This window comes from Symplocastrum torsivum, from assembly GCF_059505465.1.
Genome location: NZ_JCACKQ010000002.1, coordinates 64,647 through 78,251, shown reverse-complemented (window position 1 = coordinate 78,251; position 13,605 = coordinate 64,647). Strand labels below are relative to the sequence as shown.

Here is a 13,605-nt window from a genome sequence, read left to right as displayed (position 1 = left end):
TAGAACCTCTATTCAGCATAGTCTTGAGAAGGGATTGCCCCTCTGGTTCAAAGTCCATAAGCTTACACGATCGCATTTTCCCCATCAAATACAAAAAGCGATCGCACTCGTAAATCACAACACTGTCTCAAGAGCTTCTATCAGTCGATCAACTTCCTCAATAGTGTTGTAATGCACCATACTGACTCGCACCACTCCGCCTTGCTTATCTAACCCCAAATCTTCAATCAATCGCTTGGCGTAAAAGTCACCAAAGCGAATCCCAATATTATGCTTGTCAATTTGCAGTGGAATAGTTCCGCTGTTCATTCCATCGACAACAAAAGAGATAGTTGGAACTCGTGAATGGCGATTGGCTTGGGGTTGACCAATTATCCGAACATTAGATTTACTAGTGAGGTATTTGAGGAGGCGATCGCCTATTACATCCTCATGAGTACTCATCAACTCAAAGGCTTGCACCATCTGGCTTCTCAAATCTGGAGCCATCTGCTCACCAGAGGAAACTTCTGCCAGTTCACTCAAATAATCACACAAACCTAACATCCCATAACTCAACTCAAAATTGACATTTCCTGGTTGAAACTTGTAGGGGATATCACTCTGACCAATAAAGTAATGGTTTATCCCAGGCATTGCCAGTAAATGCTCTTGCTTGCCATAAAGTAAGGCGTAGTGCGAACCATAAACTTTGTAGAAGCTAAATACATAGAAATCCACATCTAGATCTTGGACATCCACCAAGCGATGAGGTGCATAACCAACACCATCAATACAGACCATTGCTCCATGTCTGTGGACAAATTCGGTAATATCTTTAACCGGATTTATCGTTCCTAAGACATTAGAGGTATGAGTGAAGGCCACAAGACGAGTGCGATCGCATAGTAATGGCTCTAAATCCTCTAGGTGTAGCTTCAATGTGTCAGGATTAATTCGCCACACTTTAATCTTGATTCCCTGTTTTTCCAGGTCAACCCAAGCACCAATATTTGCCTCATGGTCACAGTTAGTGACAATCACCTCATCACCTGGATTCCAAGTTTGGCTAAGGCATAGGGAAAGAATCCGCAACAGCAACGTAGTTGATGAACCCATCACTACTTCTGAGGCTGATTTCGCATTAATCAAGGTTGCCATTGCTTGGGCAGCTTTTGCAACGCGATCGCCTGCTAATTGTGAGACAGCATAAGAAGCGCCCAATTGCACATCAGAGGTTAGTAAATATTCGCTAATTCGCTCTACCACCTGCTTGAGCGTTTGTGAACCGCCAGCATTATCAAAAAATGTCCAATCGCCAGCAAGAGAGGGAAACTGTTGACGGACAAAGTCAATTGGGAGAGATGTTTGATCAGTCATGATTTTCCAGTGCGGATAGTTTGAGGCTTGGGAGTGAATTCACTTCTGGAAGTTTACATTAGGCGATCGCTTTTTCCTGATGCTTGATTGTGAGCGATTGCTTATACTTCCTTACGGTCAGTATCTACCTTACGAATCCTCCTCCAACTCTTCCAATATTGCCTCGATCTTCTCCTTCAAGTCTGGCAAATCTTGCTCAATAACGTCCCAGATAATATTTAGATCAATTCCTCCCAAATAATCATGCACTAAAATATTCCGAAAGCCCGAAACACTACGCTAATCAACCTCAGTTACCCTTACCTTTAAATCATCGGAAAGGCGTTGTGTCGATTCAGCTAATGTTTGCAAGCGACGGAGAGCAGCATCTTGAATCATTGTATTAGCAAAAAACGCTTCTCTTCCTTCGCTTGTGTATTCAGTAATGCGCTCAACACACTCGCGAATGTACTCTAGATAAGCGCGGTTGTCCGTCATAATGGCACAGCTTCTTTGAGAACCCGTTCCCGGATTAGTCGATGCAGTCCATTTTCCGTGACAATATCGACTTTACAGCCCAGCAAATCTTCTAAATCAGCTAATAGACCACCGGGAAACCAACGACTGTGATTTGCCCCAACATCAATTAAAAAATCAATATCACTCTCATTAGAAGCTTCCCCCCGCGCCACCGAACCAAAAACCCGCACATTATAAGCACCGTGCTGTGCTGCAATCCTTAGTATTTCTTCTCGTTTTTCCTTCAGTAATTCATCAATTCCCATAACTAAATCCTCAAGATTCTGTCGAATTTCTGCTCCTCATTTCACTCTCTCTTAGATTGCTTGCTTCCTCATCCAGAACGCAAGAACACTCAAGAATAACAGCCCCATTAATCCTGCAACTGGGTTACTATCAACGCCAGTAATCCAGGGAGAAACGTTGCCAGAATATTGTACTAATTGCCCCACATTAATAATGTAGTAGCCCCAAACTAGACCCGCGTGCAGTCCGATTGGCAGACCCAGACGGCCTTTACGCGATCGCTTTGCCCAAACTAATGTCAACCCCAGCAGCAACAAACCTGGAAATGCAGGGAATGTGCGAATCACTTCTTTAAACGGCTTGAGAAAGTGCAGTACAGCAAACGCGATCGCATCAATCCAGAGTGATGCCTTTTGGGTATAATCTCGTTGTAACTCATCCAACAACCAGCCCCGAAAGACTAACTCTTCCGCAAAACCAATGCCAAGGGCGCTGAGTAATCCTTCTAAAATCACCCGTAGCAGTACTACTTTAGGTGTCTGAAATTCCAGCCAACCCAGCAAGCCTTCCAGGGCAAATAAACTCAAGGTAAACATTAGACCAATACTCAATCCCTTGAGCAGATCTAATCCATTCTGTCGCGTTCGTTCCAAACCATAACGTTTTAGGAGTTTGGGTTGTTGATAAACTTTTCTACCCCACCATCGCAGCAACAGCAGGAATTCCCCAAACAATAGCCCCATCGTCAGGATAGTAACCAAGTTTGAGTCAGAAATTAAAAAGTAAATCGGTGCTGCTACCGGAAGCCAAAGTAGCACTAATATTAAAAGAAAAAATCCCAGCCGCATTGGTGCTGGGTATTGTCTAAATTTAGGAAGGTTAAATTTCAAAACTTTAAGGCTATGTAGCTCAGCACAAAACTAGAACTAGTTTTTGAAGTGTACCTGCAAACTGTTCGCTGTAGGCGTTCCCAACAAAAATTCGGCACCCCATAGATGAAGTCTATTTATAGAAGCTCTAAACGCAGGCTGCTTTGTCTACTTAGTCACAATTTTTTGAACAGAGTGTAGTACTTGAGGCGATGCCTAACCCATAGCCCTTAAGAACCCAACCTCTTATTCATCCGGTTCGATTGTGCTAGTCAAACCGTGATTTTTCAGCGTTTCACAGTAGAACTCAGCATGTTCTTGAGCGCAGGTAATAACCAAAGCAATACCCGACATATGGGCTTCCATCATAATGTTGACCGCTTGAGGTTGGGTCAAACTCGATACTGTTGACATCAAAGTCTGCACCACATGCTCCATCGAGTTGAAGTCATCATTGTGGAGCAAAACGCGGTAGCGAGGCGCGGGTTTACGGACTGTTGATGTTGAACGCTTCTCAATAGTTTCGACAGACACTGCTCTACCCTCTCCAGTTCATGTGTAGAAACGAATTCCCATTATTACAGGGAATTATTTTATCTTTAGTCTTTATATTACTCAACATTATTCGTCCCAACCCATGATATTACATCAGTTTCATTGCCTCCTTATCGAGATGACAGGGAAGCGCTAAGCCTGACAGTAGGCTAAGAGCGACGCTCGTTCCAGTTCTTCGCCAACGCTAAAATAAATAAGTTAACGTTACTTAACATTTCCCGTGACCACACAGGCAACCCAAGATGCCGCTACCAGACCAATACCAGGCACTTACTGGCAGTGGCGAGGGCAATCTATTTACTATGTACGAGCTGGTGAAAAAAAATCAGGACACCCACCCTTATTGTTGGTTCATGGGTTCGGGGCATCCACAGACCACTGGCGCAAAAATATTGCCGAACTGAGTAACGATTTTGAGGTTTGGGCAATTGACCTTTTGGGATTTGGACGCTCTGCTAAACCTGAGTGGCAATACGGAGGCGACTTGTGGCGTGACCAGCTAAATGACTTTATCACCGATATCATCGGTCAACCTGCTGTCTTGGCAGGAAACTCTTTGGGGGGTTATTCAGCGCTGTGTGTGGCTGCACAACGTCCTGAATCTGCGGTTGGTTTAGTCTTACTCAACAGTGCTGGTCCATTTACGGATACCAAGGTACCGACTCAACCAAATCCTCTGCAAAAGTTCATCGGTGATGTCAGTCGCTCAGTTTTGCTGCAACCTTGGGCAAGCTTTCTCTTGTTCCAATATGTACGACAACGCTCAGTGATTCGCAATACGCTTGAGAAAGTTTATTTTGACCAGAGTGCGATCACAGACCAACTGGTAGAAGAAATTTATCGCCCTTCCTGTGATGTCGGTGCCCACAAAGTTTTTGCTTCTGTCTTCAAGTCACCCCAAGGAGAAAAAATTGATGTCCTACTCAAACAACTAACCTGCCCGTTACTCCTGCTGTGGGGAGAAGCCGACCCCTGGATGCGTTCAAAGGAACGGGGCGCACAGTTCCGTCAATATTATCCCCAACTGACCGAACACTATCTTCAGGCTGGTCATTGTCCCCATGATGAGGTGCCAGAGCAGGTGAATGCTATTCTACGGGACTGGGTACTGTCGATTGCCAGTGATTCACCGACTTGAAATACAGCAAAAGGCTCCAGGGGAGAAGGCAGAAGGCAGAAGGGATGCATATTGACTAGTCTTGGTTTCAGTATGAGAGCGAGGGTCAAGAGTCGCCAAGACCACCTTTACTTTGAACCACCATCTGTAGGGGTGCAAGGCTTTGCGCCCCCACCAGGTGTCGTGTCTGGGCGTAAGTCTTGTCAGTAAAACTGATAGATGCCTTAAGAAATTCTGTCCCCATCTCGCCGACTTCCGTATTACAACTAAAGAATCTTTATGCCAAAACTAGTTGATGGCTGTTCAGTGATTCTGCTACCTCCCCTTCAACCTGCAACCCGTCAAAGTATAGATTGCTGACTGCTTCACATTTTGTTACAAATTATAAAGAACTCTCGTGGATGCACAACGTTATGTTTGGTGGCTTCGCCGGTACAAAGAATACACCTGGTACCGACTGGGGAGAGCAGATGCTCAATACAGTCGCCAGCAAGACGATTCGCCACCTATTCACTCGGAGCGAGTCAATAGAGGTTGCAGTTCGCTGCTATCCGTCTAGCAAATTGTTACAGGGTATTATCGACAGTTTTAAAATGAGTGGTCGCGGTTTGGTAATCCGCAAGGAATTCCGGACTGAGGAGATGTCGTTTGAAACTGATGCTGTCTCGCTGGATTTTGGCTCAGTTCTGAAGGGTCAGCTTAATCTAAAGCAACCCACACAAGCGATCGCACAAGTTGTACTCACTCAAGACGACATCAACGAGTCTTTCAAAGCCGAACTGGTAAGAAAGCGCCTGGAAAATCTTTCGATCCCAGCGTTGGATGAACTCTCTGGTGGTCAGCCAATTTCTTTCACAGACGTGCAGGTGCAATTGCAACCCAACAACCGGATACGGCTTTTTGCAAAAGGGAATCTCCCTGAACACGGTTTAGTACCGATTAGTATGTCATCAACCTTGGCAGTTGAGCGGCGTCGTCGTGTTCTCTTTCAAGATGCTCAGTTTGAACCGGATGCTGTACCAGAGTCTTTTCGAGAAATTTCTCAAACCTTGACGACGGCATTGGCAGAGATATTAAATAATATGGTTGATCTGGATCGCTTCAACCTTGATGGTGTCACGATGCGTATCAACCGCTTAGAAACCCAAGGAACAAGGCTGATTTTCAGTGGCTATGCTCAAATTGAGCGCGTCCCAAATAATCCCTGAGCTTAAAAGCCAATAATGTCACTCGGCAACTTCTTTACTTTAGGTGGGGTTGTCATGTGGCCCCTGTTAGCGTTCTCCATACTTGCGATCGCATTAATTTTGGAGCGCATTATCTTTTGGCAGCGAGTAACGAAGCGTCAGAACAAGGTCATCCGGGAAGTTCTCAAGCTATACCAATACGATCCCCAAGCCGCATTGGTCAAGCTAGAACAAAATAGCGATCTACCGATTGCACGGATTTTTATCGCCGCTTTGGAACTCGAAAAAGCTACCCCAGAGGAATTTCAACTGGCGCTAGAAAGTGCAGCGCAAGCCGAGTTGCCAACACTCAGCCGTTTCAACACGGTGTTTGAAACGATCATTAGTATTTCGCCACTTCTTGGTCTTCTAGGAACTATTCTCGGATTGATTAACGCCTTTGCCGCGCTTCGGATAGGCGATATTGGAGGGAGCAAAACGGCTGGTGTTACAGGCGGCATTAGCGAGGCTTTAATCTCAACTGTAGCGGGATTATGCGTGGCAATCTTTACACTACTGTTTGCCAACACATTTCGCGGGCTATATCGGCGCCAACGGGCAGCGATTCAGGAGTATGGTGGTAAGCTTGAGCTGCTCTATCGCCGTTATTATGAGCATGGAAGACCACCGTATAGTGAAACATACAAGAAGGTGGTGTGATTATTTCTGGATTACTGGTATGAGGCTAATCGAGCATTGTGCGATCTGCTTTGCTCTTCTCGCTTGGCGATCGCTTCTACAAATACCTCAAGACAAGAGAGAAACAAAAAGGGGAGTTGTTAGCATTGACCTAATGGTTGGTAATTAGCTTTAAGGTTTGTTATAGAAGGCAAAAGTTGCATATCTTATAGCTTTAAAACCAATCTGTCAACCAACTAACCGCTAAATTTAGTGTGAGGCTGTGAGGTTTAATGCGAGTTTTACTAATCTATCCCCAGTTTCCTAAAAGTTTTTGGTCGTTTGAGAAAGTCCTTCAATTAGTCAACCGCAAAGTTTTACTGCCGCCTCTAGGGTTAGTAACAGTAGCAGGAATTTTACCCCAAGAGTGGGAATTTAAGCTGGTAGACCGGAACGTTCGTGCCGTTACAGAGGAAGAATGGGAGTGGGCAGAAGTCGTGATTCTTTCCGCGATGATTGTCCAGAAAAAAGACTTACTCGATCAAATTCGTGAAGCAAAACGCCGAGGCAAGCGCGTTGCCTGTGGTGGCCCCTACCCAACTTCTGTACCTTACGAAGCAACAGAAGCAGGTGTTGATTACCTGATTTTGGATGAAGGGGAAATTACCTTACCGATGTTTGTTGAGGCGATTCAACGGGGTGAGACAGCAGGAATTTTCCGTTCTGGTGGCGAAAAACCTGATGTGACGACAACGCCTGTTCCTCGCTTCGATTTGTTGGAGTTGGATGCTTATGATTCAATGTCGGTGCAATTCTCACGAGGTTGTCCTTTCCAGTGCGAATTTTGCGACATTATTGTCCTCTATGGTCGCAAGCCTCGGACGAAGACACCAGCCCAGTTAATTGCAGAGTTGGATTACCTTTACGAGTTGGGGTGGCGGCGTAGCGTCTTTATGGTGGATGACAACTTCATTGGTAATAAGCGCAACGTCAAGTTATTCCTCAAAGAGTTAAAAGTTTGGCAAGCTGAACATGAGTATCCCTTTACGTTGAATACAGAAGCCTCGATTGACCTTGCCCAAGACCAAGAGTTATTGGATTTGATGGTTGAGTGTAATTTTAATGCTGTGTTTTTGGGGATTGAAACACCAGATGAAGCGAGTTTGCAACTGACCAAGAAATTCCAAAATACACGCACAACTCTTAGTGACTCTGTGGAAGCGATTACACGCTCCGGTTTGCGGGTAATGGCTGGGTTTATTATTGGCTTTGATGGTGAGAAAGCTGGGGCAGGTTCTCGGATTGTCCGGTTTATTGAGCAAACAGCAATTCCTACGGGTCTACTTGGCATCTTACAAGCTTTACCGAATACTGCCCTCTGGCACCGATTAGAAAAAGAGGGTCGGTTGTGGAGCAAAGATACCGACATTGACCAAGCCACCTTGATGAACTATATCCCAACTCGACCTCTGGAAGACATCGCCAGGGAATATGTTGAGGCGTTTTGTGAGTTGTATGACCCGGAACGCTTTTTAGACCGTGCCTATCGCCATTTCTTGATTCTAGGGGCGCCAAAGTGCAAACCTCCTGGAAAACTACCAAGTTGGGTAGATCTCAAAGCCCTGCTACTTGTCTGCTGGCGTCAGGGAGTCAAACGCAAGACTCGCACGAAGTTTTGGCATCATCTCTTTAGCATCATTAAGAATAATCCTGGTGTCTGGGAGCATTACCTCACAGTCTGTGCTCATAATGAACACTTTTTAGCATATCGCGAGATTGTGCGTGATCAGATTGAAGCTCAACTTGCAGAATTACCCAAAGAGGTTTTACAGGCACAGCCACCAGTCCTCAGTGCTTAGGGAATTCGTGAAATTAGTTTTATTCGTAGAGACGTTCCGGCGGAACGTCTCTACAAAGTTCGATGGGTGCCGAAAAAGGGGGTAGCTGACCCGGATTCGGTATGATGGCATTGGAAAAGCGATCGCATCAAACCCTTGTGTGATAAGGAATGTAACCATAATTTCGCCAGCGTTGAAAAAAACACCTACCTCCCCAAAGGCGATCGCATTCTGCCAACCTATCCAAAAAAGCGATCGCATTTCTAGTCATGTGTAAAGTGCGATCGCCTCTCCTTGAGCAGTGATAGGCTAAACCTTAGACCCTACTGAACCCGTAGAATTTTTCGTCATGAACTCTCCTATCCTGAGCCAGTATGACAACTATTGAGATTGTTTCAGAAGAAAGAACAGAGCAAACAATATATCGAGCTATCTGTGGTGAGCAAGAGGCTACAGGCGCAACACCAGGACAAGCACTCGATAGGATTGAGCAGGAATTGACAGCACGGGGAGGTGAACAGAGCGGTTGTACAGTGGTGATTGTGCAGCGATTTCTTCCCGATGACTTGTTTACAGCACAGCAACAAGCACGGTTACGGGAACTGATGGATCGATTGCATGAGGCTGTTGCTGTTGGAGAGGTGCTTTCTCCTCAAGTTCAGGAAGAATTGGAAGATTTGGTAGAGGCTGAGTTGAAGGCTATGATCGAGCGTTCTGCTAGAATTCTCAAGCAAACTCAACGGGATGAAAAGTAGCCTCACTAATTTTGTCTCAATATCGTGAATCCTAATCATCCCTTCGTTGCAAAACGGGCAAGATATCAATCTTATAACTCAGGGCTAGAGAGCTATAGATCTCAGTGGGAATATTTTAAGGCTGCGTGAGTGCCTTCGGCTAACTATCCAAAAAGGTGATCGCATCAGAGCAGTGTGCAAAGCAAGAGCACATCCCTTAGCAAAAGAAAGGAATTTCAATAGAAGAATTTGGTTTTACAATTGATAGTTGATAAATTTTTAAAGTCTGTATAGGTAGTAAAATCTTTGGTTGTATCTTCCGGTAGAGCAGATTTTGGTTTTAAGATTGACTTTGTTAGGGATACAGAAGATCCGGCGAGAGTTTTCCGTGCTTTTTCGGGACTTATAGATTTTTGTCAAGTAACAGATAAAAGTTTAATCAGATCTCTTGATATAGATATTGAACCCGATCTACTCTTAGACAATATAGAGCAAGGCTCTATTAGTGTTTGGCTAAAATTTGCTTTCAAGTCTGTAAATAACAATTTAAGCAATTTAAATTTAAAGCTCCTTAGTTCTTATTTAGTAGAATCTAAATCTTGTATTATAAAGTTTATCAATAAAAGGGATACTATAAAGAGTCATTCTGAAGTTTTAGAGTTACAAGATAAACTAAGACCTTTAGCTAACCAGACTAATATTAACACTCTGGGCATTTATACCCCTCCAAATGATAAAGATTTATTGTTAAGTATAGATAAGTTTCAATTAGCTTCATCTGAGCTTCAGGCAGCAGATAATTTATATTATCTAACTCGCTCATCAAACTTGCCTGTTAATCGGAATTTTAGTATTTCTCCGGAGTCGAGAGATAATTTATTAGTCAAAGAGACTATCAAATCTGAACAATTGATGATTTTAAAAGTTAAGAAGCCGGATTATTTAGGTGAATCCAAATGGGAATTTAGATATGACGGGAGATCGATTGATGTAAAAATTACTGACTCAGAATGGTTAAAAAAATTTAAGCAAAGAGAGGTTATTATCGCACCAGGTGATGCAGTTAAAGCGAAAGTTGAAATTGTAGTTAAGTATGATTTTAAAGGGGAGTCAATATCTACTCAGCATACTATTCAGAAAGTGATTGAAGTTATACCTATGCCTCCTGATAACCAACTTTCCTTGTTTAAAGACAAAAAATTAGGAAGCTAAATTTTAATATTCATCCATTCTTGAGCATTTTCTTGAGCAAATATCTTCAGATGCCGGATATTTTTTGTAGCAATCAAGACAGCACGTCCGGGAAACGCTTCACTTAATATACTCCAATGAGCTGAAATAATCATGTCTGCATCAATATTTTTATCATCTGTTGTAGGTACATGGTTTTGACGTGTATCAGCCCAAAAATCCGCAGCTTTTTGCATTACCTCTGTAGTTAGTGGGAGAAAATCAATCACCTCTCTAAGGCTGTTTAGAATTGCCAAACCATCACTTTGTATACGAATAAACTCTCGCCTAACCTCGTAATCCGAAATTTCTGAAGTTACTACATAAATGCCTTTAGAAAGTAATGTGTACAACCATTGTGTACATTGGGATATTTCATTCTCTTCTTCTTCAGATGCATCCTGAACAGGACTCGCTAGTAAGCCAAGGACTCCGGAGTCTAAAATAACAATCACGCTATAAATTTTGTCCCTTTCTTTTACTTTGAATCTCTTCAAGTCTTGCCTTAGCCCACGCTATAGCTGCTTGGTTCTTTTCTAATTGCTCTTCTTCATCACGTCCTAAGTGTCTTAAATATGGTAATAATGTTTCTTGGGCTGTATTCATTCCTTTTGCACGTTTCAGTAAAGATTGTGCTGTAGCCTGTAATCGTACAGTAGGCTTTGAGCCTCTAAGCTCTATAGCTCTATCCACAGCTTTTGGTATAAACAAAAAAGAATCTTTATATTTTTTAAATAAATCTTCTTTTTGTTGAATAGAGAGGAAAAGAAGCCGCAATCTAATCAATAGGCCCCTCCAGCCATAAAATTTTGAACTTGCTCTACAGAGATCCCAAGCTAAGTTAATAAAAAATTGATGACTTTCCTGTGAAAAAATATCCCAGCAAGATTCTATACCTACAGAGATTTTTTCGAGTTTATCTGCATACTTATTTACGTTTGTTGGTATATCATCCTTAATCTCAACAGGTGTATTGACTGCCTCTATGTATTTTTGACTCCCTGCAATCATTTCAAGTAGTGTATCATCAACACTTTTACCTTTTAGTGCAGCTACTTCTCTAAAGAACTCAGAGATTTCATCTTCTATTCCATTAGAAGTAAGATGACTTTCAAGAATTTGCTTGATACTATTAACATCAAGTGCTGTTTCATTAAATTGATCTTTTTCAAGCTCCCAGATAATTTCGTTAAGCATTTTTTGCGCCTCCTAGAAAGAAGCTATAATTGATAATTTTACCCTTATTGTGTTCTGAGTTCTGTAACAAGCTTATGCTAACGCTATGGAGCTTAAGATGAGGCACAGTAGAACAAAATCATCTAAAGATTTATAACAAAAACTTGACCTTATTGCAGAAATCACTCAATCTGCTAAGGTAATCTTAATTAACTCAGTAAACCTAAAAATCTTAGCGCCACTCAAAAGCTAGTTCAGAGCTTAAGAGCGGCTAACCCCCCAACTGAGTAAGCAGTCTGGAGGCTAGAAGAAATGGTAACACTCCTCTAGCCACCCCGACTTTCTATGCAATAAAGCGGGGTGGCTAATATTTTGGGTCACTACACCTTCACCCAAAAACAGGAGCAATCTACCCTCATGTCCCAGAACTTAATCACCGCCGGGTTCATCGACCCCGGACAATTACCCCTCGACCAAGTACGGCAGCAAGTTGCCACTTTCCTCAAAGTTTCCCTCAACCAAATCGATCGCATAGAGTGCTGGCAGCACCAAATCTGGGTGAAACTCGTTGAATCCCGTGCCAAATTCATCAGTTATCGCAGCTTGCCCCTCTGGATTGAACAGGGAATTGCTGTTATCAAACGCTGCACATCCCGCGCCAGCCTCGACCAGTTAGGCGGAATCTTACGCAGCGAACGAGACTGGTACGATGAGCATGACAATCCTCAAGCCGTGCAACCGTGGCGGGACGCTTGGGCGCAACAAGCTCAACACTTGCGGGAAGAAGAAGAACGCACTCTTCCCATTCGCGCTCATCAGCAAGCCGGAAGCGAGTGGTATTCGGCTTGGCAACAAGTGTTGTACTGTTGCCGAGATTTTACGGGACTAGAGCGATTAGCCCCGGAAATTCGACAGCAAAGCCAAGAATTTTCTGACTTACCAGAGGTGATGCAAGCGATGCAACAACTGTGGAACCAGCGCTGGCAAGAACTAAAAAAAGCCTACGCTTGATTATTCCACCTTCGGATTGATTGTGTATTTCTCTTTATTTCGCCTGAAATGGCGTGAACTTGCCTCCCAGTCCTTCCACTATTGTTTGGGTGTTGGCAATCAGCATCTTCTCGTAAGTATCACCCTCTGAACCCTTTTCTCCGATTCCATCGGCATACAATTTTCGGTCTGAAACTTTAACATTCGCTTCTTTAGCTACCGACTCGATCAGCTTCGGATTAACTGTAGTTTCAGCAAAAATTGTGGGTACCTTCGTACTTTTAATTTCTCCCACCAGTTCTTTTACCCGTCCTGCTGTTGCTCTTTCGTCAGTGCTAATACCCTGTAAAGCACCTTCTACAGGAATACCATAAGCGGTAGAGTAATAGCCCATTGCATCATGAGTTGTGACCAATGTGCGTTGATTCGCTGGAATTGTGCTGATTTGCGATTTAATCCAGCTATCTAGCTGCGCTAGTTCACTGGTCATTTTTTCGGTGTTGCTGGTGTATTGTGCGGCATTGTTGGGGGATAACTTTTCTAGATTGTCGCTAATTGTCTCAGCGATGCGGATACCATTTTGGGCATTATTCCAAACATGGGGGTCAGTTTCACCATGAGCGTGACCGGCTTCTGCTTTTTCCTCACCTTCATGTTCATGAGCGTGACCGGCTTCTGCTTTTTCCTCACCCTCATGATCATGCTCTTCACCAGCAAGGGGTTCAGGAACAGCTACTTCACTGACAGCGACTTTTGACGCAGAATTTTTGCTTGACTCGATAATCTTGATCAACCCCGGTTCAAAACCATAGCCGTTGTAGAGAATGAGTTGTGCTTGTTCGATCGCTTTGCGATCGCTTGGCTTTGGTTCATACACATGGGGGTCAGTCCCTGCCGGAATCAAACAGGTAAGATCAACGGTATCTTGGGCAATTTCTTGGGTAATGTCGCAAAGGACACTACTAGTTGCGACAACTTTTGGCTTTTCGCTATTTGCTGAGGACGGTGATGTCGCCGTTGTGTCAGACGCTGAATTAGTTGTCTGCTGACGGACACTACAGCTTGTTATCCCTAGTACCAGTAGCAAGAAAGCTGTGCTTCCTAAGCTGCGAGTTTTCATGACGATGCTTTTTAACATGACCAGTCTTT

At 43.6% G+C, this 13,605-nt stretch carries 16 protein-coding genes and 1 pseudogene; 7 read left to right on the top strand and 10 right to left on the bottom strand.

Annotation, left to right across the window (positions count from 1 at the left end):
- Nucleotides 1-114: 114 nt before the first annotated feature.
- The 5 genes and pseudogenes from AC5JL3_RS00970 to clpS form a co-directional block, all read right to left on the bottom strand.
- Complete coding sequence (locus AC5JL3_RS00970; protein WP_496072705.1) at nt 115-1,359, bottom strand: cysteine desulfurase-like protein; 1,245 nt, start codon at nt 1,357-1,359, stop codon at nt 115-117.
- Between the two features lie 129 nt (nt 1,360-1,488).
- Nucleotides 1,489-1,836 (bottom strand): annotated as a pseudogene (locus tag AC5JL3_RS00965) (HepT-like ribonuclease domain-containing protein).
- Nucleotides 1,833-2,123: a nucleotidyltransferase family protein gene (locus tag AC5JL3_RS00960; RefSeq protein WP_496072704.1), complete on the bottom strand. Its 291-nt coding sequence runs from the start codon at nt 2,121-2,123 to the stop codon at nt 1,833-1,835. The pseudogene AC5JL3_RS00965 and the gene AC5JL3_RS00960 overlap by 4 nt, the downstream one beginning before the upstream one ends.
- A 51-nt stretch (nt 2,124-2,174) precedes the next feature.
- Nucleotides 2,175-2,951 carry a CPBP family intramembrane glutamic endopeptidase gene (locus tag AC5JL3_RS00955; RefSeq protein WP_496072703.1) on the bottom strand — a complete coding sequence of 259 codons (777 nt, stop codon included), beginning with the start codon at nt 2,949-2,951 and terminating at the stop codon, nt 2,175-2,177.
- Nucleotides 2,952-3,218: 267 nt separating this feature from the next.
- A complete protein-coding gene (gene clpS / locus AC5JL3_RS00950) occupies nt 3,219-3,506 on the bottom strand; it encodes an ATP-dependent Clp protease adapter ClpS (RefSeq protein WP_192219431.1) in 288 nt (95 codons plus the stop codon).
- A 241-nt stretch (nt 3,507-3,747) separates the two neighbouring features.
- Here clpS and AC5JL3_RS00945 point away from each other — a divergent pair, with 241 nt between their 5' ends.
- On the top strand, nt 3,748-4,665 hold the full coding sequence (locus tag AC5JL3_RS00945; protein ID WP_496072702.1) for an alpha/beta fold hydrolase: 918 nt from the start codon (nt 3,748-3,750) through the stop codon (nt 4,663-4,665).
- Nucleotides 4,666-4,750: 85 nt separating this feature from the next.
- Here AC5JL3_RS00945 and AC5JL3_RS00940 read toward each other — a convergent pair whose 3' ends face one another.
- Complete coding sequence (locus AC5JL3_RS00940; RefSeq protein WP_496072701.1) at nt 4,751-4,888, bottom strand: hypothetical protein; 138 nt, start codon at nt 4,886-4,888, stop codon at nt 4,751-4,753.
- Between the two features lie 157 nt (nt 4,889-5,045).
- Here AC5JL3_RS00940 and AC5JL3_RS00935 point away from each other — a divergent pair, with 157 nt between their 5' ends.
- From AC5JL3_RS00935 to AC5JL3_RS00925, 3 genes are all read left to right on the top strand, one after another.
- Nucleotides 5,046-5,852, top strand: a complete 807-nt coding sequence (locus AC5JL3_RS00935) for an LmeA family phospholipid-binding protein (RefSeq protein ID WP_496072700.1) — start codon at nt 5,046-5,048, stop codon at nt 5,850-5,852.
- A gap of 15 nt (nt 5,853-5,867) precedes the next feature.
- Nucleotides 5,868-6,530, top strand: coding sequence for a MotA/TolQ/ExbB proton channel family protein (locus tag AC5JL3_RS00930; protein ID WP_496072699.1), 663 nt, complete (start codon nt 5,868-5,870; stop codon nt 6,528-6,530).
- Between the two features lie 251 nt (nt 6,531-6,781).
- Nucleotides 6,782-8,347: a B12-binding domain-containing radical SAM protein gene (locus tag AC5JL3_RS00925; protein WP_496072698.1), complete on the top strand. Its 1,566-nt coding sequence runs from the start codon at nt 6,782-6,784 to the stop codon at nt 8,345-8,347.
- Here AC5JL3_RS00925 and AC5JL3_RS00920 read toward each other — a convergent pair.
- Nucleotides 8,315-8,587, bottom strand: coding sequence for a hypothetical protein (locus AC5JL3_RS00920; protein ID WP_496072697.1), 273 nt, complete (start codon nt 8,585-8,587; stop codon nt 8,315-8,317). The genes AC5JL3_RS00925 and AC5JL3_RS00920 overlap by 33 nt on opposite strands.
- A 113-nt stretch (nt 8,588-8,700) precedes the next feature.
- Here AC5JL3_RS00920 and AC5JL3_RS00915 point away from each other — a divergent pair, with 113 nt between their 5' ends.
- Both AC5JL3_RS00915 and AC5JL3_RS00910 read left to right on the top strand, forming a co-directional pair.
- The gene (locus AC5JL3_RS00915) at nt 8,701-9,081 is read left to right on the top strand and encodes a hypothetical protein (RefSeq protein ID WP_496072696.1); all 381 of its coding nucleotides are present in this window, start codon (nt 8,701-8,703) and stop codon (nt 9,079-9,081) included.
- A 285-nt stretch (nt 9,082-9,366) separates the two neighbouring features.
- On the top strand, nt 9,367-10,272 hold the full coding sequence (locus AC5JL3_RS00910) for an LAPAL motif-containing putative phage structural protein (RefSeq protein ID WP_496072695.1): 906 nt from the start codon (nt 9,367-9,369) through the stop codon (nt 10,270-10,272).
- On the opposite strand, the gene AC5JL3_RS00905 is transcribed toward AC5JL3_RS00910, so the two are convergent.
- The gene (locus tag AC5JL3_RS00905) at nt 10,269-10,787 is read right to left on the bottom strand and encodes a PIN domain-containing protein (RefSeq protein WP_496072694.1); all 519 of its coding nucleotides are present in this window, start codon (nt 10,785-10,787) and stop codon (nt 10,269-10,271) included. The genes AC5JL3_RS00910 and AC5JL3_RS00905 overlap by 4 nt on opposite strands.
- Nucleotides 10,747-11,487, bottom strand: a complete 741-nt coding sequence (locus AC5JL3_RS00900) for a hypothetical protein (protein ID WP_496072693.1) — start codon at nt 11,485-11,487, stop codon at nt 10,747-10,749. The genes AC5JL3_RS00905 and AC5JL3_RS00900 overlap by 41 nt, the downstream gene beginning before the upstream one ends.
- A 339-nt stretch (nt 11,488-11,826) precedes the next feature.
- Here AC5JL3_RS00900 and AC5JL3_RS00895 point away from each other — a divergent pair, with 339 nt between their 5' ends.
- A complete protein-coding gene (locus AC5JL3_RS00895) occupies nt 11,827-12,477 on the top strand; it encodes a hypothetical protein (RefSeq protein ID WP_496072692.1) in 651 nt (216 codons plus the stop codon).
- Nucleotides 12,478-12,511: 34 nt separating this feature from the next.
- On the opposite strand, the gene AC5JL3_RS00890 is transcribed toward AC5JL3_RS00895, so the two are convergent.
- Nucleotides 12,512-13,576 carry a metal ABC transporter solute-binding protein, Zn/Mn family gene (locus AC5JL3_RS00890; RefSeq protein ID WP_496072691.1) on the bottom strand — a complete coding sequence of 355 codons (1,065 nt, stop codon included), beginning with the start codon at nt 13,574-13,576 and terminating at the stop codon, nt 12,512-12,514.
- Nucleotides 13,577-13,605 lie beyond the last annotated feature (29 nt).

What these genes read in the sequence shown, in the direction of transcription:
- AC5JL3_RS00955 (WP_496072703.1), bottom strand. Translation starts at nt 2,951, where the DNA reads ATGCGGCTGGGATTTTTTCTTTTAATATTAGTGCTACTTTGGCTTCCG.
- AC5JL3_RS00960 (WP_496072704.1), bottom strand. Translation starts at nt 2,123, where the DNA reads ATGGGAATTGATGAATTACTGAAGGAAAAACGAGAAGAAATACTAAGG.
- AC5JL3_RS00940 (WP_496072701.1), bottom strand. Translation starts at nt 4,888, where the DNA reads ATGGGGACAGAATTTCTTAAGGCATCTATCAGTTTTACTGACAAGACT.
- AC5JL3_RS00915 (WP_496072696.1), top strand. Translation starts at nt 8,701, where the DNA reads ATGACAACTATTGAGATTGTTTCAGAAGAAAGAACAGAGCAAACAATA.
- AC5JL3_RS00890 (WP_496072691.1), bottom strand. Translation starts at nt 13,576, where the DNA reads ATGAAAACTCGCAGCTTAGGAAGCACAGCTTTCTTGCTACTGGTACTA.
- AC5JL3_RS00920 (WP_496072697.1), bottom strand. Translation starts at nt 8,587, where the DNA reads ATGCGATCGCTTTTTTGGATAGGTTGGCAGAATGCGATCGCCTTTGGG.
- AC5JL3_RS00925 (WP_496072698.1), top strand. Translation starts at nt 6,782, where the DNA reads ATGCGAGTTTTACTAATCTATCCCCAGTTTCCTAAAAGTTTTTGGTCG.
- AC5JL3_RS00935 (WP_496072700.1), top strand. Translation starts at nt 5,046, where the DNA reads ATGCACAACGTTATGTTTGGTGGCTTCGCCGGTACAAAGAATACACCT.
- AC5JL3_RS00970 (WP_496072705.1), bottom strand. Translation starts at nt 1,359, where the DNA reads ATGACTGATCAAACATCTCTCCCAATTGACTTTGTCCGTCAACAGTTT.
- AC5JL3_RS00930 (WP_496072699.1), top strand. Translation starts at nt 5,868, where the DNA reads ATGTCACTCGGCAACTTCTTTACTTTAGGTGGGGTTGTCATGTGGCCC.
- AC5JL3_RS00900 (WP_496072693.1), bottom strand. Translation starts at nt 11,487, where the DNA reads ATGCTTAACGAAATTATCTGGGAGCTTGAAAAAGATCAATTTAATGAA.